The following is a 21,704-nucleotide window of genomic DNA, read 5'->3' on the forward strand; positions in this document are numbered from 1 at the left end:
AAAGCCATGCCGATGAAAATAGGCTCAAATGATTTTAAAGACAGGGTTGAAGAAGGAATCAATAATTCTTTCATGAGAAAAGCAGTTGCCGGTGCCCAAGAAAGGATGGGGTCGAGAAGGCAGGATGCTGCTGATCAATTGGGGAATTGGGAAGATTGGAGATCCCATGGCGAGGAAATTCGTCAGCATGTATTAGAACATTTGGATTACTATTTGAAGGAATTAAGTGACAATATAGCAAGCAGGGGAGGGCATGTCTTTTTTGCCCAAACTCCGGCTGAAGCAAATGAATACATAAAAAACGTGGTGGAAAGCAAAGGAGCAAAAAAGGTAGTTAAATCAAAATCAATGGTAACAGAAGAAATCAATTTGAATTCTTGCCTTGAAGAGGCTGGGTGTGAGGTAATTGAAACGGACTTAGGAGAATATATACTCCAGGTTGATGACCATGATCCCCCCTCTCATATAGTTGTACCGGCACTCCATAAAAATAAAGAGCAGATCAGAGATGTTTTTACAGAAAAATTAGGGTATCAAAAAACAGCAAAGCCTGAAGAATTAGCGGCCCATGCACGTGCAGTTCTCCGTCAGAAGTTTCTGGAAGCAGATATTGGAATAACAGGCTGCAATTTTGCTGTAGCAGAAACAGGCTCCTTTTGTCTTGTTACCAACGAAGGAAATGCGGACCTTGTAACGGCTCTTCCCAAAACACAAATCACTGTAATGGGAATGGAAAGGATCGTGCCAACCTTTGAGGAGCTCGAAGTTCTTGTTGGACTGCTGACGAGAAGTGCCGTTGGCCAGAAATTAACCAGTTATATTACAGTACTGACTGGACCTAAAGAAATAGATGAGGCAGACGGGCCGGAGGAGTTTCATCTGGTAGTAGTGGATAACGGCCGTTCTAATATATTGGGAAGTGAATTTCAGTCCATATTGCAATGTATCCGCTGTGGAGCTTGTATAAATACCTGTCCTGTATACCGTCATATTGGCGGCCATTCCTATGGATCTATTTATTCCGGTCCTATTGGAGCTGTTCTTACACCGCTTTTGGGAGGATATGAGGAAAATAAAGAATTGCCCTATGCCTCAACTCTTTGTGGAGCTTGTACAGAGGTATGTCCAGTGAAAATTCCTCTGCACGGACTGCTTCTAAAGCATCGTGAGCAAATTGTTGAAAAGGAAGGGAAGGCCCCTATCTCAGAAAAGCTTGCTATGAAAGCTTTTGGTCTTGGTGCAGCCTCTCCCATCCTATATAAACTTGGGACCAAAATGGCTCCTGCGGCGATGAATCCCTTTGTGTCCGGTAACACCATATCAAAAGGGCCGGGACCGCTTAAGGCCTGGACAGAAATCCGTGAATTTCCTGCCCCTCACAAAGAAAGATTCCGGGATTGGTTCAAGAACCGAGAAAAGGATGGCGACGCATAATGACCGGGAGTATTACGAATCGCGAAAAGTTTCTAAATCAAATTGCTTCCCAGCTTGGCCGTCAGTCTGTAACGGAGAAGGTTGAAAGACCGGTATGGAAGTTCCAGCCACAAAAAAATGTTCTAAAGGATGCTTCTCAGGACGAATTGCTGACTATCTTAAAGGATCAGTGTCTCAACATTCATACCAGCCTTTACATTACTGATAAAAATAATCTTTCTGCTGTTTTAAAGGATGAAATAGAGGCATATGGAGGTTCTGTGCTTGCCGGAAAGGATAATAGGCTTAAGGAGTGGGGATTGGATTTCCTTTTAAAATCAGAAATAAAATTTGAAGAATGGGATTATACCCAAGGGCGTGAAAATATTCTCCGGGCTGAAAAAGCAGGGATAGGACTTGTTATAAGCGATTTAACACTTGCAGAGTCAGGAACAATTGTATTATTTACAAATAAGGATAAAGGAAGAATGGTAAGCTTCCTGCCCGAAAATCTAATTGCTCTAATACCAAAAAGTTCATTAGTTCCGCGGATGACCCAAGCCGCTGAACAAATGCGGGCTGAACATCTTAAAGGAAATCCGGTATCTTCCTGTGTTCAATTTATAACAGGTCCAAGCAACTCTGCGGATATAGAGCTTAATCTTGTAGTAGGTGTCCATGGACCCGTCAGGGCTACATATATCGTTATTAATGATTTATAGAAAAAAAGCATGAGCCATTGGGGCTCATGCTTTTTTTCCTTATATTCTAAATGTATCGACCATACGGTATACAAATCGTTTGGTCTTAGACATTTTCAATTCAATAAAAGGCTGTGTAATGGAAGTAATAACCTTACTCGAAAGCAGTAAAGTCAATCCAAGCGCCAAACCTGCAAGCAGAAGGAAGCCGGTGGTTGGACTGAAATAGTCCTGTAGGTCGCTGTCCCTGAAGACCCGTACAAAGAAGCCGTGAAGCAAATAAACATATAAAGTATTTTTTCCAAGATTCGTAAAGAAATATCTTTTTTGTGGAATCATCGCCAGAAAGCTTAGAACCATTGCAAAGTTCAAAAGATAGATGCCAAGCCTCTTTAGCATTGCGATTCCAGAAGCTGCTGCACCAAGCTTATCATAGGGCTTTGATCCAAGCAGCCAATCTTCCTGAATTCCAGGAAGGAAATATAGGCCTGCGAATACGATTAAAATCATAAACAGGGAGAGTATTTTAACTTTTTGCTGTAAAAGCATATAGATATGCTCTTTTTTCAGATAGTACCCAATAAGGAATAATGGGAAAAACACAAAGGTTCTTAAAAGGCTTAGAAAATCTGAAGCCCAATCAACATAGCCAATCATCATTCCTACTGCCAGAGCGATGGAGATTGATACCGGGGCTTTTAATTTTGTGAAAATGATTAATAAAATGTTCCAAAAGAAAAGGCTGATTAAAAACCATAATGACCAATGCGGATCAAAAGGGTTAACTTCAAAGGTAGACTTATGATGCTGGAAATAATAAAAAATTGAATAGATAACCTGAAATATCAAGTACGGCAAAATGAGCTTTTTGGCAATCTTAGAAATATAACCTTTTTTATTAAAGCCTTTTGAAAAATAGCCTGAAACGAGAATAAACGCAGGCATATGGAAGGTATAGATTTCCTTGTATACAGTTGAAATGAGATGGTTGTTCTCATTATAGGACCATAAAAGATGGCCGAAAACCACAAAAAATATCAAAATGAATTTTACATTATCAAAATAGTAATCCCGCTGCTTCATGTGAACCTCCAAATAAAACCCCTGATTACTTACCTGTTTAAATTACCTCTCCATTTTAAAGTCAAACAGGAAATACCTTCCAAACCAAAGGGATTTAGAAAATCCCTATCTGTTATACAACAACGTTTTATCTGTTGTATAATTATATATTCGTACCAAAGCCTTTGTTTACGGGGGTTTTTGCCACTGGTAAAAAAGTGTTATAAAAATATTTGACGAAAAATGACTTTTGTCACAGCGGAATAAAAATAGCTGCCATACAATATCAGAGGGGAAACAATTTATTTATAATTTTTTGCATATGTGCAAAAAGAAATTTTGGAGGGAGAATATGTCAATCTTACCTAGTAAAAACGAACTTGGATTTTTTGAAATTCGCCTTGAATCAATTGGTGGATTAGGGGCAAATCTGGCCGGTAAAATGCTTGCTGAAGCAGGTGTGCTGGGTTTGGGGCTAAATGGATCCAACTTTTCATCATATGGATCAGAGAAAAAAGGAACACCAGTAAAAAGCTTCGTACGTTTTTGCGATCCTGATGTAGAAATCAGAGATCACAGTCCAATAGAACAGCCTCATGTTATCGGGATTTTCCATGAAGCTCTTTACAAAACAGTTAATGTTCTAAGCGGCCTAAATGCAGATGGCATTGTATTAGTAAATTCCACCAGGGAATCGGATGATATAAAAAAAGACCTTAAGCTTGAATATGGAACATTGGCCGTTATTGACGCTCTGACAATTGCTGTTGAGGAAAAAACAAAGGTAAATACAGCTATGTTGGGTGCCATGTTCCGAATTTGTGACTTTCTTGATCCTGAGTCAATGAGAAGCGTTATCCGTAAAACATTTGAGAAAAAATACCCTCATTTAGTTGAACCAAATATAAGAACATTTAACAGAGGATACAACGAAGTTAATTTTAAAACCTATAAAGTGCCAGAAGGAGCAGAAGGAAAAAGATTTACCCGGCCGCTTCCGAGGCTTGGGTATATGACTCAGGAAATTGGAGGGGTGATGGTTGCACAAGCAAACAGCATCCAAAAGGACTTAAGTGGATCGAGACAGGGATTCCTTCCTCAGTTCAAACAGGAAACATGCATTAATTGTGCAGCCTGTGATACAGTTTGCCCTGATTTCTGCTTTGTTTGGGAAGCTGGAGAAGACAAAAAGGGCAGAAAGCAAATGTTCCTTAAGGGGATTGATTATCAATATTGCAAAGGATGCCTGAAATGCGTTGAGGCATGTCCGACAGATGCACTAAGTGATCTGCGTGAGATGATCGGTTATGCGGATAAACACAGAGTTAAGCAAAACTTTCCTTATGTAGCAGGGGGGCTGGCATAATGGCAATTTTAGAAGAAGATTTAAAAACTACCACCGCAGCGGAACAGGTCTTAACTTTTGAATCGGGTAATGAAATGGCTGCAATGGCTGCTGCACAGATAAATTATCATATTATGGGATACTTCCCAATCACACCTTCAACTGAAGTTGCGCAGTATCTGGATATGATGAAGGCAAGAGGGGAGCACGATATAAAATTGATCCCTGCTGATGGAGAGCATGGATCGGCAGGTATTTGCTATGGTGCATCTGCAACCGGAGCGAGGGTATTCAATGCAACAAGCGCCAATGGATTTTTATACATGTTGGAGCAAATGCCCGTTCAGGCCGGCACACGTTTCCCAATGGTACTAAATCTTGTTACACGTGCCGTAAGCGGTCCGCTGGATATCAGAGGAGACCATTCGGATTTGTATTATGCACTGAATACGGGCTGGGTTATATTAACGGCAAGAACACCTCAGGCTGTCTATGACATGAACGTTATGGCATTAAAGATTGCTGAGCATTCCAAAGTGCGTCTGCCGGTCATTGTAGCTTATGACGGTTTCTTTACATCTCATCAAAAGAGACGGGTTGAGTATTTTAAAGACCGCACAGTTGTACAGCAATTTGTTGGAGAATGTCCAATAGATTACCATTTTGCAAGAGACTTACGCAAACCAGTAACAATTGGTGCCCATATGAATGGTGATGATTTAATCAATAATCATTACCAGCAATCTGAAGCTATTTATCAGGCTGGAGAAGTATTTAAAGAGGTTGCTGAAGAATATAAAAAATTATCAGGAAGAGAATATCCTGTTCTAGACCTATACAAAATGGATGATGCTGAAGTGGCTGTATTCCTTTTGAACTCTGCTGCTGAATCAGCTAAGGACGTTGTGGATCAGCTTCGCGCCAAGGGTATAAAAGCGGGTGTAATCAGTCCTAATATCATTCGTCCCTTCCCTGCTAAGGAAATCACGGAGGCACTTAAAAATGTAAAAACACTGCTTGTAGGTGAGCGTGCAGATTCTTATGGAGCTAATGGTCCAAACCTTACCCATGAAATAAAGTCTGCACTTCAGGATGATAAAGACAATAAAACTATCGTGTTGAGCAGAGTATTCGGCCTTGGAGGAAAGGATTTTTATGCAAGTGATGCAGAGAAGTTTTTTGAAATGGCTATTGTTGCAATGGAAAAGGGATATGCGGAAAAGCCATTCGATTACTATGGCATTGTTCCGGGAAATCCCGAAAACATCCTCAAGCCTGTAATAGAGCCACAGCATGGAGACGCATATAAAACTGGGTTAATTGAAGTAGCTATGGATGAGGAAACCAACAAACTTAAAGTGAAACTTCCTCCTCTAAGAGCACTTACCACAAAGCCAAAACGAATTGCGTCAGGCCACGGGGCATGTCCGGGCTGCGGAATTTTTGCGGGACTTGAACTTTTCTTTAAAGGAATTGAAGGGGATATAGTTGTTCTATTCCAGACTGGCTGTGCGTATGTAACAACCACTTCCTATCCGCATAGCTCGCATAAGCAAACCATGATCCATAACTTATTCCAGAATGGAGCTGCTACGTTATCAGGTACTCTGGAGGCTTTTATGGAACAGAAACGCCGTGGAGAAATCAATGTATCAGATGATGCAACCTTTGTGATGATCACTGGTGATGGCGGCATGGATATTGGTATGGGCTCAGCAATTGGAACAGCCTTGCGCGGCCATAAGCTGATTATGCTTGAATATGATAATGAAGGCTATATGAATACAGGATCACAAATGTCTTACTCTACCCCTATGGGGCATATGACCAGTACGACAAGTATTGGCAAGACACAGAAAGGTAAGGCTTTCCACCATAAGGATACTCCCCAAATAATGGCAGCAACCAATATTCCTTATGTATTTACAGGGTCTGAAGCATTTCCTCAGGATTTGGTTAAGAAAGGCGCCAAGGCTCAATGGTACGCCCAAAATATAGGCACAGTTTATGGAAAAATCCTCATTACATGCCCGCTAAACTGGAAATCTGAGGACCGATTTGGTGAGGAAATAATGGAAGCAGCGGTTAACTCCTGTTTCTTCCCGCTTTATGAAGTGGAGCAAGGTGTTACTTCTATTACTTATAATCCGGAAGATAAAAACAAACGGATTGAGCTGTCCGAATGGCTGAAATACATGGGGAAAACAAAACATCTTTTAAAAGAAGAAAATAAACCAATGCTTGCTGAATTTGAAGCAGAGGTTGAAAAAAGATGGCAAAAACTAAAAGCTAAAAATGAAAATCCATTTTTGTAAAACTAAAAAGCTTTTATTTAAAATTTAAAATGTTTAGCTAAAATAAAAAGCATCCATAGGTGTACTTTCAGTTTGTCGACAAGAGGGGGTTCGGAAAGCTTTATTCCGAACCCCCTTTTTGATTTTATTAAAATTTCCTATGGTTATACAATTCTTATTCACGGATTCAAGGCTGTTACCGGACAAACTGCCATGTCCAGTTGGCCAATCTTTGGTGAAAATCAGTGCAATTACCTTATGAAAAATTACGACCTATTTTCATGGGCCATTGGTTTTATATATTAGTTTAGAAGAGCTTGTGCCGATTTTTGTCAGATGTTGCAATAATATGTTTCCTAGTGATTTTTTTTCTATTATAATGAATGAAAAGAATAGTAAAAATATTCAATTTTACATAACTTTAAAAGCTTAGGAAACATGAGGGGGAAATACCAATGAAGATATTGCGAAGGAAATCGGGGACAAAAACAGCCAAGCCCAAAGAGAAAAAAAGAACAAATAGGATAGAAAAAGCAATTGAATCCTTATTTAAGTGGAAATTTTGGCAGAACCTGAAGATCGGGCAGAAATACGGGGCTGCCTTGTTTGTCACAATAGGGCTTTTTGCATTATCTACTATTATTATTTTTGTCCTGTTAACCAGGGTAAGTTCAAGTCTTGACCATGTGAGAGATGCTGGTCAAAGAGCTGTAAAGATTACAGAGGCGGAAGCGATTTTTGAACAAAAGGGCGGGATTATTGGAAACTATATTATTGATTCTAATCCTGGCCACCTTAACCATTTTTATAAACTTACTGCTAAACTCGATACGCTAAAAAAAGAGTTTGAAGGATCATTAACATCTGGAGAAAAGAAAAAACTGCTTTTGGAAATTGACAAAAATGATGAAGAATTAAACAAGTTGTTTAAAGACCAAATTATTCCTGGAGTGAGGCTTCAGCATGTCAGGGATTATCGTTCCGGTAAGCTAAAAGCAGACAGATTAATTGAAAATACCGTTTCAAAACTGGATAAGCTAAGAAGTGATTTAAAGCTGGAGCAGGAAGGCTCTGTTTCTTCCGCTAAGGCTGAACTGGTGCTTACCATTATTGTGCTTATTCTATCAATCTGTATTTCAGCTGGTTTGGGGATTACATGTATATTAATTATGGGCCGTATCGTTTCTCGAAAACTTGGCCAGATTGTCAATGTTTCAAATGAGATTTCGTCCGGGAATTTAACCGTTGCTTCAGTCGAATATACTGGGAAGGATGAGATTGCAGACTTAAGCAGGGCTATAAATGCAATGAAAGAAAAACTTCAGGCAATGATTCAGGAAATACAGGGCGTTTCAAGCTATGTAACGAATCAAAGCAGGGAGTTAAATGGAGCAGCAGAGGAAGTGAAAGAAGCGAGCCAGCAGGTTGCCTCCACTATGCAGGAACTTTCAGGGGGAGCAGAAGAACAGGCTGGCACTGCTGCCGACCTTGTTCATTTAATGGAAAAATACCTTTCGAAGGTGGAAGAGGCAGTCCAAAACGGAAATGTCATACACTCATCTTCAAACCAGGTTTTAGAGCTGACCAACAAGGGAGATCAGCTAATGGAAGCCTCACAGCACCAAATGGTAAAGATTAATGAAATTATGAAACAGTCTGTTGAAAGGGTTAAGGGGCTCGATACTCAGACGAAACACATTTCTAAATTGGTTCAGGTGATTAATGAGATTGCTGGTCAAACCAATTTGCTTGCTCTTAACGCAGCGATCGAAGCAGCCCGCGCCGGTGAGCATGGAAGAGGCTTCTCTGTGGTTGCTTCAGAGGTAAGAAAGCTGGCTGAACAAGTTTCATTTTCAGTCTCTGATATTACTAAAATTGTAGATGGAATTAAAACTGAGTCAAATCAAGTAGTATCTTCGTTGCAAACAGGATATAAAGAGGTAGAGGAAGGTACTGAACAAATTGAGAACACAGGTATGACCTTTAAAAAAATCTATGGTGCAGTTAATTTAATGACAGAAAAAATTAATGGAATTTCTACTAGTCTTGAGCAGATATCTATAAACTCTGCAAATATGAATTCTTCCATAGAAAATATAGCTTCCGTTTCTGAACAGTCTGCCGCTGGAATTGAACAAACAAGTGCATCCATTTCACAAACAAATTATTCAATGGAAAGCATTTCTGATCATGCCCGTTCACTCTCTGAACTCTCCCAGCAGCTGGACGAAATGATATCTAAATTTAAATTATAATTCTATTCTCAACCGCTTCTTATGGGAGCGGTTAATTTTATTTCAGGAAATTTTACTTTTTTACAAAAATATAAAAGGTTTTTTTGGCAGATTATAGAATAATAGAAATAAAACTTAAGGACACGGATTTTTACAGGGGGAGGGGGCATAGTAGTGAGCAAGAACGAGGAAATTGCCATTTTAAAACAAGAAATAGCCCTTTTAAAACAGGAATTTGACGAATTTAAAAAAACGGCACTAGAGAGAGAAATTTCTACTGTTTTTGAATCTGCATCCGATGCCATCATTTTATATAAAAAAGATGGTTCAATTGTGGCTGCCAATCAGGCATTTTCCAGGATAACAAATATTCCCCTAGAAGAAATGAAAGGTCGATCTCTTAAAGGTTTTATTCCAAAAGAAAAAAGATACAAGCTTAAAAGGATTCAAACATTAATAGAACATACAGGAAAGGCAAAAGGTATATTACCCATTCAACATTCACAGGGTACTTTTTATTTTGAAACAGTGGTTTCCTTTAATGAAAGAATGGATTGGAACTTGGCCATTATGCGTGATGTTACACACAAAAGAATACTCGAGCAGAAAGTAAGAAAAAACGAGCATCTTTTCCAGGAGCTGTTTTTGGAAGCACTGGATGGAATTATCTTTTGGGATACAAAAGGGCGAATTATAAATGTCAATTCTGCAGCCTGCAGAATATTGGAGTGCGGTTATTCAGATTTAATCGAAAGACATTTTATGGATCTCCCTATAAAAACTAAAAAAAATCGTTCGCTCTATAAAATAATGGCCGAATTTAAATCTTCTGGTGCTGTAAGAGATGAGCTATATTTTAAATTTCAGGATGGAAGGGAAAAGCTGCTTGAATTTACTTGCAGAATGCATTCTATTGATGGATTTCATATGACCATCTTTCGAGATATTACAGAACGGTACAAAATGGGAAAAGAACTCCGCGAAAGTGAGCAGATTTTTAGAATTATATTTGAAGAAGCTCTCGATGGGATTATTTTATGGGACGAGCATTTTGAAATTATGGACATTAACAGTTCAGCTGTTAGCATGCTTGGACTGAAAAAGGAGCAATTGGCCGGCCAAAGCCTAGTGGAATTAGTCAGCCACTGCAGCGTAAAAAAAGAAGACCTTTTAAAGCATGTGGATTTGGTCATACAAAATGGCAAGGATGCTTCTTCTATATATCTTAACACTTACGATGGCGAGAAACGCCATATTGAATTTTCTACCCAGCATGCGTTGGTAGCCGGATTAAATGTTACGGTTTTTAAAGATGTTTCTGAAAGAATTCAAATGGAGGAACAGTTGAGAAAATCCGATACCCTAAATGTACTTGGTGAGCTTGCTGCGGGCATTGCTCATGAAATTCGAAACCCAATGACCGCACTCAAAGGGTTTATTCAGCTATTGGAAGGGAGTATTAAAGAAGAGAACACCATGTATTATCAAGTTATTACTTCAGAACTTCAAAGAATTGATAGTATTATTAATGAATTCCTGATTCTCGCAAAGCCGCAGGCCGTGAGATTTCAAGAGAAGGATGTTGTGGGAATCATGCAAAAAACAGTCGAACTTTTGAATGCCCAGGCTGTTCTCCACAATGTCCAATTTGATTTGGAACCGGATGCGGAGCTTCCTCCTATTTTTTGCGAACCCAATCAATTAAAAAAAGTTTTTATTAATATCATTAAAAATGCTATTGAAGTAATGCCTAATGGGGGAACAATCTCAATAGAAATAAAACAGCAGGAAGATATGGTCCTAATTTCTATAAAAGACCAAGGGGCAGGAATACCTGTGGAAAAAATAAAACGATTGGGCGAACCATTTTATACAACCAAGGAACGTGGAACAGGACTGGGATTAATGGTTAGCTTCAAAATTATTGAAGAACACAGGGGAAAAGTAGAAATAGAAAGCGAAATGGGCAAAGGCACTACCTTTCTTATTTCACTCCCGATCAAGCCGGCTAAAGGAAGGAAATGAAGGCACTTCTTCAGGAAGTGTTTTTTGTTTTGGACGGTTCTCATACTGGGATCATTATTCCAATTTATGCTTGACGCCATAAAATTAATTTGATATATATCTAATTAGATGATAATAAAAAAAGAGGTGCTCTCGATGCAGCTGGATAAACTAGTGGCTTTTTATAAAACTATGGGAGATCCCACAAGGGTCCGGATTGTATCCTTACTGGCAAAAGGACCTCTTCATGGCCAGGCAATTGCAGGTAAGCTTGGATTAACTCCGCCTACTATAACTCATCATTTAAAAAAACTTCGGGATATCAGTGTGGTTACCGAAAAAAGAGATAAAAACACGATTTACTTTTATCTAAATCAAAAAATGATAAAGCAGCAAGCTAAGGCACTTACCCTGCTGCTCGAGGAAAGAGGCGATGAAATGGAAAATATGGTAGAAGCAAGCCTGGAAAAACAAAAGATACTGGCCAACTTTTTTTCAAAAGACGGCAGACTTAAAAGCATTCCTGCACAGCGTAAAAAAAGATTATATGTATTTGAACATATCGTCAGCGGATTGAAAAAGGGCAAAAAGTATCAGGAAAAAGAAATAAATGAGTATATCAAACAATTTCATGAAGATTATGCAACTATACGCCGGGAATTTATCATGAACCATTATATGTACAGGGAAAATGGTATCTATGAGCTTAACCCAGAAGAAATGTGGGCTAAAATAGAAAATTAAAAAAGCAGCTGGTTGGCTGCCTTTTTTTTAAAAATTTAAGGTCTGTTTGTTGTTTTAAATAAAGGCTTTTATCTAAGAGCATGTTGCAATTTGAAGAAGCTGTGAGAAAAAATAGGCGAGACTCCTCGCAAAAATGCATTCGCATTTCCTTCTTGCGGTGACGACTCGGAGATGCCTTTTCAATGTCCTGCGGGAAGAGCAAGCCAGGCGGAGACCTCGAAGGTCGTTAGCGGTCGAGGAGGCGTGCTCCTGCGCCACAATATATTCGACGAAGAAAGCCAACCTTCTGCTCGTCGCAAAGCTGCAAGCAGCTATACACAGATGCGTCTCACGAAGTTATTTAAAGGCAGTTGGCTTTTATCATAACAAAGCTTACCAAAAGAGCCTAAATAAATGAAAAAGCATAAGATCCGTGACACTCATCTAAAATGCATTCGCATTTTCTTTGTGCGGCAATCATTCCATATCCTGTGGAAAACCAAGACACCGCAGGGAGCAACGAGCGAGGGAGCGGATTCTAGTGAATATCAACAATATAGTTAAACAAAGCCAAAAGTTTCAAGAGGAAAAGACTTTTTCTTATAACAACTCCCTAAGCTGCTGGGAAAGCTGTTCGATGCTTTTGATACTGCTGCGTTCTTTGATTAGATTTTTTCCTATTTCAAGGGTTTTTCTTTTTGCTGATAATCGTCTTTCATCTTCCGAAATGCTATCCAAATCAGCGACATGAGCAAGTCCTACCGTCCTGCGGATTAATTCGCATCCCGCAAATCCAAGTGAATCAGAAAAGTATTTTTCCAGAATGTAGTTCGAAAATTCATCGCTTACTGCAAAGGCCTCTTTGTTTTCTTCCTTCCAAAGTCGGCTGAATTCTTTTACAAATACCTTCCATACTGTTTCAATATGCTGGATGAAAGTATTTCGTTCCTTTTCATTTACGATAACCTGGAACGCCAAATTCGCAATTACCTGGCCGATATCAAAACCTGCTGGTCCGTAAAAAGCGAATTCCGGATCAATTACTTTTGTTTCTTTTGGACTTGCAAAGACACTTCCTGTGTGCAAATCACCATGAAGAAGAACTTCAGCTTCTGTTAAAAAGCTTTTTTTCAGAATAGATGCGTGGAATTTTAGCTCTTCATCATTCCAAAGCTCTTCCACGTCCTTTCTCAATCCTTCTTCGAAAGAGTTATTAGAAGAATTATAGAATGGATCTGTAAAGATCAGGTCCTCTGTAATTTTGCAAAGCTCGGGATTAATAAATTTCTTTGCCCATTCCTTTTTATCACTCGCTCCCAGGCCATAATCAGAGGTATAAAATAAAGTTTTTGCAAGGAATTCTCCCAAGTGCTGTGAAATTAACGGATATGTTTCACCGTTTAAAAAGCCAGTTCTTGCAATGGAAAGGTGCGAAAGGTCTTCCATAATGGTTACAGCCAGTACATCGTCACTGAAATAAACTTCTGGAACATAATCAGGGCAAATTTTTGCGGAAATTTTAAGCGCTTCCGCTTCGATAGTGGCTCTATGAAGTGTAAGTGGCCAGCTTTCTCCGACCACCTTGGCGTATGGCAATGCCTGCTTAATAATTATGCTCTTTCCGGACTGAGAGTCTTTAATTCTAAATACTAGATTTAAATTTCCATCACCGATTTCTTCGCAGGAAAGCGTGCTGTTTGGCTGAAAAAGTCCTTTAGAGATTGCAAGATTAATGGCGGTTTCTTCTGTTAATGCTTTATAAATATTGGCTGTCATTACACTCATTATTAATTCCTCCTCATTTTTGGAGGCTTTCCGCTTATAGATGCAAAAAGCCTCTTTCTTATCAGAAAGAGGCTTGAAGAGACGTATCTTCTCACCTCTTATCTTTCAGAAAGAAATTTCTTTCCGTAGGATTTAGCACCGTGCCTTAAGGGGATATTTCCCGGCGCAAATAGCGCCCCATTTCACAATGGAATTACAGTCGGTTGCTGGGCTTCAAAGGGCCATTCCCTCAGCCAGCTCTTGATAAGAGTTTAAAAAACTATTAATTTCAAACAATGTAAAAATAATAACAGTGAAATTTTAAAACTGTCAACTGTTTTTATAAAATTAATAAAATTCAGGTCTTCTATCTTCGAAGATAGGTATTAGCTTTCGAATCTCTCCTACACGGTCAAAGTCAACAGCTGCTGTGAGGACTTCCTCACCTTCTCCAGCCTCTGCGACGACTTCACCCCATGGGTCAATGATCATTGAATGACCTGCAAATTCGTTATTAGGATCACAACCGGACCGGTTGCAGGCAATGACAAAGCATTGGTTTTCAATAGCCCGGGCAATAAGCAAAGCACGCCAATGGTTTAAGCGGGGTTTTGGCCACTCGGCTACCACAAAAAGTGCTTCAGCTCCTTGGGAAGTATGTGTTCTGATCCATTCAGGGAACCGGATATCATAGCATATAACTCCAGCTAACTTACGGTTTTCAAGTTCAAACATGCCATCCTCTTCACCGGGAACAAGGTAATGATGCTCATCCATCAGTTTAAATAGGTGAAGCTTACTGTACTGTTTCTTCAGTTCCCCTTTGTTATCAATGATGAGGAGAGTGTTTTTTACTTCATTGTGAGTTTGGCCGGCAGCAGAGCCGCCAACAAGGTGCACCTTATATTTGTCTGCAATTTCCTTCAAAAAGCGGATTGTTTTACTGCAATCCTGATCAGCGATCTCGTCAAGCCTTGTTAAGTCGTAGCCGGTTGTCCATAGCTCAGGGAGGACCAGAATGTCGGGGTTTTCCCTCATTGCTTTCGCAATCAAATCCCTGGCTTTTAAATAATTAGCTTCAGGATCTCCAAAAACAATGTCCATCTGCAGGCATGCTATTTTTAGATTCACTGCTCCTCACTCCTTTTGAATGTTAAAATATTATTGATACAAGTTTTGCTGCTTCGTTTGTTTACAGCATTGTTTGTTTTTTAAAAATTTTCACTTTACAAGCTGCCACTATCGTTATATCATTTGTCACTAGATTTTCCAATAAAAAAATGAAAACTAAAGCAGGTGTCGAAATGAAAAAATTTGCACAATCAGATTTGCTGAACAGTCTCCCAAAACAGTTTTTTGCTTCATTGGTAAAAAGGGTTGGAGAATATATAGAAAATGGGCATGATGTTATAAACCTTGGACAGGGAAATCCTGACCAGCCTACACCGGCACACATTGTGAAAAAACTCCAAGAGGCAGTTGCCAATCCGATAAATCATAAATATTCACCTTTTCAGGGCTTTAAATACCTAAAGGAAGCTGCTGCCCAATATTATTTAAGAGAATATGGGGTAAAAATAGATCCTGAAAAAGAAGTGGCTATCCTGTTTGGAGGAAAAGCTGGGTTGGTGGAAATCCCGCAATGTCTTTTAAATCCCGGAGACACCCTGCTGGTTCCTGATCCAGGGTATCCTGATTACTGGTCTGGTGTGGCATTGGCACAGGCGAACATGGAGATCATGCCTTTAAGGGAGGAAAACTCCTTTCTGCCGGATTATAATGAATTGTCAACAGAGGTAATTTCAAATGCAAAATTGATGTTTCTTAATTATCCTAATAACCCGACAGGTGCCACCGCAACGGCAGATTTTTTTGAAAAGACAGTACAGCTTGCTAACGAGAATGATATTTGCGTAGTACATGACTTTGCATATGGTGCGATTGGCTTTGATGGAGAAAAGCCGCTTAGTTTCCTGCAGACTGAAGGGGCTAAGGACGTAGGCATAGAAATTTACACTTTATCTAAAACCTATAATATGGCCGGATGGCGGGTAGGATTCGCGGTCGGAAATAAAAATGTCATTTCTGCTATTGAGCTATTGCAGGACCATTTATATGTAAGTTTGTTCGGGGCCGTTCAGGAAGCCGCTGCTGAAGCTTTAAACGGTCCGCAGGATTGTGTTCGCGAATTGAATGCATTGTACGAAAAACGCAGGAATGCACTGATTGGCGGACTTCAGGATTTAGGATGGGAAGTTAGCGGACCAAAAGGTTCTTTCTTTGCTTGGCTGAAGGTTCCGAAAGGACTGACTTCAGAAGAATTCGCTAATATCCTTCTTGAAAAGGCCCATATTATGGTGGCACCCGGAGTTGGCTTTGGAGAATACGGGGAAGGTTTTGTCCGCGTTGGACTATTAAGCTCTGAAGAAAGGCTAAAGGAAGCTGTTGAAAGAATAGGTGCATTAGGAATTTTCAAAAAATAGTTGACAACCCAAAAAATTCTTGCGATAATCCTAATTGAATTTAATTTTAACATTATGAAAATCTTAATAAATTAATTAATTTTTTTCTTATCAAGAGCAGGTGGAGGGACGAGCCCGATGAAGCCCGGCAACCGACTAAACGCTGGTTTAGCACGGTGCTAATTCTTGCAGCAAATAGCTGAAAGATAAGAAGATGTTAGTTTGGTATGCTAACCTCTTCTTTCTGAAGAGGTTTTTTTATTGTTAAGGAATTTTACTTGTGGATAAACCCAAACAAAATTATTGGAATTTAGCTTCAGCGCCCAGGCAGTTTCCCGGGAATATGCTTCTTTGAATATTTTGTGAGGATCACGAGCGACTGGTGATGATTCGAAGAGTCTCATAAGCCAAACCCCTCCAGAAATCAGGACAAGGAACGCTTCGGAAACATTCAGCTTCGCACGAAGGAAAGGCTACAGTTTTTCCGAGGATGACTGCGGGATTCGTTCTATGCCTGTCGAGGCCCGGAGAAAGTGGGGCAGAAAAGCATTGCCAATTGTTCCTGGATACTGAGAAAGGAAGATTACAACATGAGTGAGTTAATTGCAGTTTATTTATTACATGATGAAAAAAATCCCGAAAAAAAGGCCGAAGAGATAGCACTTGGTCTTACTGTCGGTTCATGGACAAACCTGCCGGAACTTGAGAAAAGCCAGCTAAGAAAGCATAAGGGAAGAGTAGTATCGATTGAAGCTGCTCCCTCAGAAAAAGGTAGCCAATCGATTATTAAAATTGCCTATCCTGCCGCTAACTTCTCGGCAGATTTGCCTGCAATCCTGACTACTGTTTTTGGAAAGCTTTCTCTTGATGGGAAAATTAAGCTGCTCGATCTCGAATTCGACCAAGCGCTTAAAGGTAATTTTCCTGGCCCTCGATTTGGAATTGACGGCTTAAGACAAAAGACAGGTGTTTATGGCCGTCCGCTGTTAATGAGCATTTTCAAAGGAGTTCTTGGCAAAGATATTGAATTTTTAGTCCGCCAGCTGAAAGAACAGGCTTTAGGCGGGATTGACCTTGTAAAGGATGACGAAATTCTTTTTGAAAATGAATTAACTCCTTTTGAAAAAAGGATTATCGAAGGAAAAAAGGCACTGGATGAGGTTTATGAACAAACTGGACACCGAACCTTGTATGCGGTTAATTTGACGGGAAGAACATCAGAATTAAAGTCGAAAGCACGCAAGGCCGCTGAACTGGGAGCCGATTTGCTGCTGTTCAATGTTTTTTCCTACGGGTTGGATGTTCTTCAGGAGCTAAGAGAGGATGATGAGATTGCTTTGCCTTTGATGGCACACCCAGCTGTAAGTGGAGCATTTACCTCATCACCTGTATATGGCATCTCTCATGCGCTGCTTCTTGGAAAACTTCTTCGTTATGCCGGTGCTGACTTATCTTTGTTCCCTTCGCCTTATGGGTCCGTAGCTCTTGAGAGGGACCGGACCTTAGAAATAGCTGAAGAACTAAGAAAACAAGATGAGTTCAAAAGGGTCTTTCCTGTCCCGTCGGCAGGTATTCACCCTGGTCTGGTACCGCTATTATTCCGTGATTTTGGAATTGACTCTGCTATCAATGCTGGCGGAGGGGTTCATGGACACCCGGATGGCGCGCGCGGTGGAGGTATTGCGTTCAGGCAGGCGATTGATGTGAAACTGGAAGGAAAGGCTTTAGCTGAAGGATCACAAAAGTATCCAGAACTGCGAAAGGCACTTGATATCTGGGGAAATGCAGAGGTGAACTCTTAATGGTAAAACCAGTTATTTATTGTGATTTTGACGGAACCATTACCGAAAAAGATAACATTATTGCCGTAATGAAAGAATTTGCACCGGACGGCTGGGAAGAGATAAAGGACCAAATCCTATCTCGTCAAATTTCTGTTCGTGAAGGTGTGGGACGTTTGTTTTCGCTGATACCGAGTTCCAAAAGGGATGAAATTATCAGTTTTGCAATTAAAAATGCCAGAATCCGCAAGGGATTTAGAGAGTTTATTGATTTTGCCAGGGAAGAGGACATTCCTTTATATATAATTAGCGGCGGAATAGACTTTTTTGTACTTGCTGTCCTGGAAGAATTCGGTCCATTTGACGGTATTTATTGCAATGGCTCAAGCTTTGAGGAAGAGACAATAGAAATTCTCTGGCCTCATCAATGTGATTCTTCCTGCCAAAATGACTGTGGATGCTGTAAACCTTCTATTATTAGGGAACTAGGTCACCAGGACGTTTTTAAAATCCTCATCGGTGATTCAGTTACAGATCTAGAAGCAGCTAAACAGGTTGACTTTGTACTGGCCAGGGATCTTCTGCTTGAAAAGTGTCATGAATGGAATTTAACCCATGAGCCATTCGAAACTTTTCTTGATTGCATCGAAGTAATAAAGAATAGGATTGAGGTGAAAGCATTAAATGTTAAAGGATAGATGGACTGAACTTGCTGATGTGAAGGATGAATTGTCACAAAGGGATTGGTTTATGGGTACCAGCGGAAACCTTGCTATTAAAGTGAGTGATAAGCCCCTGCAGTTTCTTGTAACAGCTAGCGGGAAGGATAAGCGGAAAAGAACACTAGAGGATTTCCTGCTGGTAGATGAGCATGGCCGTCCGGTTGAGGAAACGCATTTAAAGCCTTCAGCTGAAACCCTCCTTCACGTAGAGATTTACAGAAAGACCAGTGCCGGCTGCAGCCTTCACGTTCATACAATTGATAACAATGTAATTTCTGAGGTTTTTGGAGATCGGGGAGAGGTTACCTTTCAGGGGCAAGAGCTAATTAAAGCTTTTGATAAATGGGAGGAAGACGCTGTACTCCGAATCCCTATTATAAAAAATTACGCTCATATCCCTACATTGGCCAACGCTTTTTCAGAACATTTACACGAAGATACCGGTGCTGTACTTATTCGTAACCATGGCATTACAGTTTGGGGAAGAAATGCATTTGAGGCAAAAAAGATATTGGAAGCTTCCGAGTTTTTGTGTAAATATCAATTGCGCCTCCTTGAACATAAGCCTTATCAATTAATTTAAAATCATATTTATAGAAAGGAAGATAAAAAAATGGCATTTATTAAATTTCAAAACAGAGTAGAAGAAATTCATGGAACTGAGGAAGTAATCAGCTTTCTAAATAGCCAGGAAGTTATTTATGAAAAATGGGATATTAATAAACTTCCAGAAGCACTTAAGGAAAAATATGCACTTTCTGATGAAGAAAAAGATCAAATTCTAAACGCATTTGAAGTTGAAATTACTGATATTTCAGAAAAAAGAGGCTATAAAGCACAGGACGTTATTTCCTTGTCCGATACTACACCAAACCTTGATCAGCTCTTAAAAAACTTTCAGCAGGAGCACCATCATACTGATGATGAGGTTCGTTTTATTGTAAGCGGCCACGGAGTATTTGTTATTCAAGGAAAAGACGGAGAATTCTTTGATGTCTTTTTAGAGCCAGGAGATTTGATTTCAGTTCCTGAGAATGTACGCCATTACTTTACACTTCAGGATGATCGTAAGGTTGTAGCAATCCGAATTTTTGTAACAACTGAAGGCTGGGTGCCAATTTACGAACAACAGGAAGCTTAATAATAAAATGAATCGGCTGATGATCTCATCAGCCGATTTTTTAATTGTTAAGAAAGTAAAGTATTACCTACAGCGCCCAGCGAGTATGCATCTCTGTAAAGCTTCCTTGAGTATCTTGCATCAAGTATGACCTTGAGGGTGCTTGCGCTCTTCTTACGCAAGAGGTATGTAAACAAAAAGTATTTGCCAAAAATATTCCTTTAGCGTATTAATAGAAAAAAATAATGCAATTTAAATGAATTATTTTATTACCTATAAAAGTAAGTAAATTACATAATTAGGAAGCGGAAAAGATAAAAGGAATGTCGGAAAAAGCATTCTTTTTATCTTTTTCTGTGTCGAAAGTTGCTAATTTTAGGAAGTTTTGTCTTCTTTTGCGAATTCATTTACAGAGCAATAAAAAGTTGTCATAATGCATCAGGTAGCCTATTTTTTTCATAAGGCAGGCAATTGGTTTAATTTAGGAGGAGAAAAAAGTTGTATCAGAAAAGCAATCGGCGCCTGAGAAGTATGCTATCGGAGATAAACTCCAAGAGAGATGAAATGATAAAAGCGGGAATGAATTATGGTTTTACTAATGAAAAAACTATTAAATGCAGCCAGGAACTAGACCAATTGATTTTTGAATATCAGCAGGCTTCCCAACAATCATCTTTTGAAGATGTTAAAATGGTTTTTCAAAAAATCTTATTCCGACTTTCAGGGGCGGCCTTTTAAAATAAAATATAAGTTTGGCAGAGGCTGTCCCAAAGTAAATGGGGCAGCCTCATTGGATTTTAAAAACTTAAATCTTCACGCCCTTCCTTTAATTATTGGCTTTTCCTGTTTTGCTCATCCACCACTAATGAAATATTCTCCGCAATTTTTATGTCGATATTTCGAAAGTTTATTGATCTCACGTTTTTCCCCATATAATGTGATTTTTATCATTGTTTATATCTGTATATTTTTTATAGTAGTATTGTAGATTTATTTTTACAGTTCTTTTCTTCCTCTTCCTCTTAAGACCACAGCATAATGCAATATAAAAAGTACTTATTTTATGTAAGCGTTATAAGTTACCGACAGACAATCTCAGAATTACACAATTAGAAAAAACTTCATAGTTTTGTACTATGCCTATATTGCGATTCATATATCGTAATATCAAGCATTTTCAAATAAAAGAAAAGAAATCGCTTTCACATTTTTCATCCTATAGAGGAGGTAAGTTTTACATGCACATTGTCGTCTGTGTCAAGCAAGTTCCTGATACTAAAATTATTAAAATTAACCCAAAAACCAACACACTCGACCGCCGCAGTGCACCTGCCATTCTTAATCCATACGATGCGCATGCGGTCCAGGAGGCAGTAAAAATCAGAGAAAAGACAGGCGGAACTATTTCTGTCCTATCCATGGGACCACCCCAGGCGACAGCGGTAATAAAGAAAAGCATCGAAATAGGTGCTGACAGAGGGTATTTAATCTCTGACCGGGCCTTCGCAGGTGCAGACACCCTCGCAACCAGCTATGCGTTATCGAAGGCGCTGGAGAGAATCGGAAAGGACCTTCCTGTGGACATGGTCATTTGCGGTAAACATGCAATTGATGGTGATACAGGCCAGGTTGGACCAGGTATTGCAAGACGGATGGATATACCTCCTGTTACCAATGTAATTGAAGTAACAGAGGTGAACGAACAGGAAAAAACAGTTTTAATCAAAAGGAAATCAACAAATGGCAATGAATTGATCCAGGCAGAATTACCTTGTCTGCTGACAGTAGAAAAAGAAATTAATAGCATAGATTATTCTCCGCTTCCAAATATAATCAAGGCAGTACGATATGAACCAGTCATATGGACTGTAGCAGATCTGGAAAATGTTGAGCGCACCCAGTTGGGATTAAAAGGCTCGCCAACGATTGTAGGGAAAATGTTTACTCCTCCAAAACCAGAGGGCGGAAAAAGGCTTGAAGGTTCATCAGATGAGCAGGTAAAACAGCTAATGGGAATTTTAATGGAGAAAAAAGAGGTTCTTTCTCTCCAATCTTCCAAATAAATTAACAATCGAACTA

The 21,704-nt window shown here is 39.5% G+C and carries 17 protein-coding genes and 2 riboswitches; of the genes, 14 read left to right on the plus strand and 3 right to left on the minus strand.

The features are described from left to right. Window positions 1–6 precede the first annotated feature (6 nt). Both AC3WR0_RS16765 and AC3WR0_RS16770 read left to right on the plus strand, forming a co-directional pair. The gene (locus AC3WR0_RS16765) at window positions 7–1,434 is read left to right on the plus strand and encodes a LutB/LldF family L-lactate oxidation iron-sulfur protein (RefSeq protein WP_492553374.1); all 1,428 of its coding nucleotides are present in this window, start codon (window positions 7–9) and stop codon (window positions 1,432–1,434) included. Next, entirely contained in the window at window positions 1,434–2,135 is a 702-nt protein-coding gene (locus tag AC3WR0_RS16770; RefSeq protein WP_492553375.1) for a LutC/YkgG family protein, read from the plus strand. Before AC3WR0_RS16765 ends, AC3WR0_RS16770 begins: the two co-directional genes overlap by 1 nt. A gap of 39 nt (window positions 2,136–2,174) precedes the next feature. On the opposite strand, the gene AC3WR0_RS16775 is transcribed toward AC3WR0_RS16770, so the two are convergent. Continuing rightward, the gene (locus AC3WR0_RS16775; RefSeq protein ID WP_492553376.1) at window positions 2,175–3,197 is read right to left on the minus strand and encodes an acyltransferase family protein; all 1,023 of its coding nucleotides are present in this window, start codon (window positions 3,195–3,197) and stop codon (window positions 2,175–2,177) included. 331 nt (window positions 3,198–3,528) lie between these two features. On the opposite strand from AC3WR0_RS16775, the gene AC3WR0_RS16780 reads away from it, so the two are divergent. The 5 genes from AC3WR0_RS16780 to AC3WR0_RS16800 all read left to right on the plus strand — a co-directional run bounded on the left by AC3WR0_RS16780 (window position 3,529) and on the right by AC3WR0_RS16800 (window position 11,797). Beyond that, window positions 3,529–4,542, plus strand: a complete 1,014-nt coding sequence (locus AC3WR0_RS16780) for a 2-oxoacid:acceptor oxidoreductase family protein (protein ID WP_492553377.1) — start codon at window positions 3,529–3,531, stop codon at window positions 4,540–4,542. After that, window positions 4,542–6,836: a thiamine pyrophosphate-dependent enzyme gene (locus AC3WR0_RS16785; RefSeq protein ID WP_492553378.1), complete on the plus strand. Its 2,295-nt coding sequence runs from the start codon at window positions 4,542–4,544 to the stop codon at window positions 6,834–6,836. Before AC3WR0_RS16780 ends, AC3WR0_RS16785 begins: the two co-directional genes overlap by 1 nt. A 434-nt stretch (window positions 6,837–7,270) precedes the next feature. Next, on the plus strand, window positions 7,271–9,070 hold the full coding sequence (locus AC3WR0_RS16790) for a methyl-accepting chemotaxis protein (protein ID WP_492553379.1): 1,800 nt from the start codon (window positions 7,271–7,273) through the stop codon (window positions 9,068–9,070). A gap of 153 nt (window positions 9,071–9,223) precedes the next feature. Beyond that, entirely contained in the window at window positions 9,224–11,074 is a 1,851-nt protein-coding gene (locus AC3WR0_RS16795) for a PAS domain-containing sensor histidine kinase (protein WP_492553380.1), read from the plus strand. A gap of 135 nt (window positions 11,075–11,209) precedes the next feature. Further along, window positions 11,210–11,797, plus strand: a complete 588-nt coding sequence (locus tag AC3WR0_RS16800) for a DUF2087 domain-containing protein (protein WP_492553381.1) — start codon at window positions 11,210–11,212, stop codon at window positions 11,795–11,797. Between the two features lie 579 nt (window positions 11,798–12,376). On the opposite strand, the gene mtnK is transcribed toward AC3WR0_RS16800, so the two are convergent. Together mtnK and AC3WR0_RS16810 are read right to left on the minus strand one after the other, a co-directional pair. After that, window positions 12,377–13,561: an S-methyl-5-thioribose kinase gene (gene mtnK, locus AC3WR0_RS16805; RefSeq protein WP_492553382.1), complete on the minus strand. Its 1,185-nt coding sequence runs from the start codon at window positions 13,559–13,561 to the stop codon at window positions 12,377–12,379. Window positions 13,562–13,656: 95 nt separating this feature from the next. Then, a riboswitch (SAM riboswitch) is annotated at window positions 13,657–13,811 on the minus strand. A 77-nt stretch (window positions 13,812–13,888) separates the two neighbouring features. Next, window positions 13,889–14,671 (minus strand): carbon-nitrogen family hydrolase, encoded by a 783-nt coding sequence (locus tag AC3WR0_RS16810; RefSeq protein WP_492553383.1) that lies wholly within the window; start codon window positions 14,669–14,671, stop codon window positions 13,889–13,891. Window positions 14,672–14,844: 173 nt separating this feature from the next. Here AC3WR0_RS16810 and AC3WR0_RS16815 point away from each other — a divergent pair, with 173 nt between their 5' ends. The 7 genes from AC3WR0_RS16815 to AC3WR0_RS16845 all read left to right on the plus strand — a co-directional run bounded on the left by AC3WR0_RS16815 (window position 14,845) and on the right by AC3WR0_RS16845 (window position 21,688). Further along, entirely contained in the window at window positions 14,845–16,023 is a 1,179-nt protein-coding gene (locus AC3WR0_RS16815) for a pyridoxal phosphate-dependent aminotransferase (protein WP_492553384.1), read from the plus strand. A gap of 84 nt (window positions 16,024–16,107) precedes the next feature. Then, window positions 16,108–16,215: riboswitch (SAM riboswitch) on the plus strand. A 377-nt stretch (window positions 16,216–16,592) separates the two neighbouring features. Continuing rightward, the gene (gene mtnW, locus AC3WR0_RS16820; RefSeq protein WP_492553385.1) at window positions 16,593–17,804 is read left to right on the plus strand and encodes a 2,3-diketo-5-methylthiopentyl-1-phosphate enolase; all 1,212 of its coding nucleotides are present in this window, start codon (window positions 16,593–16,595) and stop codon (window positions 17,802–17,804) included. Beyond that, window positions 17,804–18,481: a 2-hydroxy-3-keto-5-methylthiopentenyl-1-phosphate phosphatase gene (locus tag AC3WR0_RS16825; RefSeq protein ID WP_492553386.1), complete on the plus strand. Its 678-nt coding sequence runs from the start codon at window positions 17,804–17,806 to the stop codon at window positions 18,479–18,481. Before mtnW ends, AC3WR0_RS16825 begins: the two co-directional genes overlap by 1 nt. Then, the gene (locus AC3WR0_RS16830) at window positions 18,468–19,088 is read left to right on the plus strand and encodes a methylthioribulose 1-phosphate dehydratase (RefSeq protein ID WP_492553387.1); all 621 of its coding nucleotides are present in this window, start codon (window positions 18,468–18,470) and stop codon (window positions 19,086–19,088) included. The genes AC3WR0_RS16825 and AC3WR0_RS16830 overlap by 14 nt, the downstream gene beginning before the upstream one ends. A gap of 30 nt (window positions 19,089–19,118) precedes the next feature. Further along, entirely contained in the window at window positions 19,119–19,646 is a 528-nt protein-coding gene (locus AC3WR0_RS16835) for a 1,2-dihydroxy-3-keto-5-methylthiopentene dioxygenase (protein ID WP_492553388.1), read from the plus strand. Between the two features lie 477 nt (window positions 19,647–20,123). Further along, the gene (locus AC3WR0_RS16840; RefSeq protein WP_027323170.1) at window positions 20,124–20,363 is read left to right on the plus strand and encodes a Spo0E family sporulation regulatory protein-aspartic acid phosphatase; all 240 of its coding nucleotides are present in this window, start codon (window positions 20,124–20,126) and stop codon (window positions 20,361–20,363) included. Window positions 20,364–20,863: 500 nt separating this feature from the next. After that, window positions 20,864–21,688, plus strand: a complete 825-nt coding sequence (locus tag AC3WR0_RS16845) for an electron transfer flavoprotein subunit beta/FixA family protein (RefSeq protein WP_492553389.1) — start codon at window positions 20,864–20,866, stop codon at window positions 21,686–21,688. The last annotated feature ends 16 nt before the right edge of the window (window positions 21,689–21,704 follow it).

It is taken from the genome of Neobacillus sp. FW104-15D2 (assembly GCF_058790155.1).

Coding starts and splice junctions, on each gene's coding strand:
- AC3WR0_RS16765 (WP_492553374.1), top strand. CDS start 7: ATGCCGATGAAAATAGGCTCAAATGATTTTAAAGACAGGGTTGAAGAA.
- AC3WR0_RS16770 (WP_492553375.1), top strand. CDS start 1,434: ATGACCGGGAGTATTACGAATCGCGAAAAGTTTCTAAATCAAATTGCT.
- AC3WR0_RS16775 (WP_492553376.1), bottom strand. CDS start 3,197: ATGAAGCAGCGGGATTACTATTTTGATAATGTAAAATTCATTTTGATA.
- AC3WR0_RS16780 (WP_492553377.1), top strand. CDS start 3,529: ATGTCAATCTTACCTAGTAAAAACGAACTTGGATTTTTTGAAATTCGC.
- AC3WR0_RS16785 (WP_492553378.1), top strand. CDS start 4,542: ATGGCAATTTTAGAAGAAGATTTAAAAACTACCACCGCAGCGGAACAG.
- AC3WR0_RS16790 (WP_492553379.1), top strand. CDS start 7,271: ATGAAGATATTGCGAAGGAAATCGGGGACAAAAACAGCCAAGCCCAAA.
- AC3WR0_RS16800 (WP_492553381.1), top strand. CDS start 11,210: ATGCAGCTGGATAAACTAGTGGCTTTTTATAAAACTATGGGAGATCCC.
- mtnK (WP_492553382.1), bottom strand. CDS start 13,561: ATGAGTGTAATGACAGCCAATATTTATAAAGCATTAACAGAAGAAACC.
- AC3WR0_RS16815 (WP_492553384.1), top strand. CDS start 14,845: ATGAAAAAATTTGCACAATCAGATTTGCTGAACAGTCTCCCAAAACAG.
- mtnW (WP_492553385.1), top strand. CDS start 16,593: ATGAGTGAGTTAATTGCAGTTTATTTATTACATGATGAAAAAAATCCC.
- AC3WR0_RS16825 (WP_492553386.1), top strand. CDS start 17,804: ATGGTAAAACCAGTTATTTATTGTGATTTTGACGGAACCATTACCGAA.
- AC3WR0_RS16830 (WP_492553387.1), top strand. CDS start 18,468: ATGTTAAAGGATAGATGGACTGAACTTGCTGATGTGAAGGATGAATTG.
- AC3WR0_RS16835 (WP_492553388.1), top strand. CDS start 19,119: ATGGCATTTATTAAATTTCAAAACAGAGTAGAAGAAATTCATGGAACT.
- AC3WR0_RS16845 (WP_492553389.1), top strand. CDS start 20,864: ATGCACATTGTCGTCTGTGTCAAGCAAGTTCCTGATACTAAAATTATT.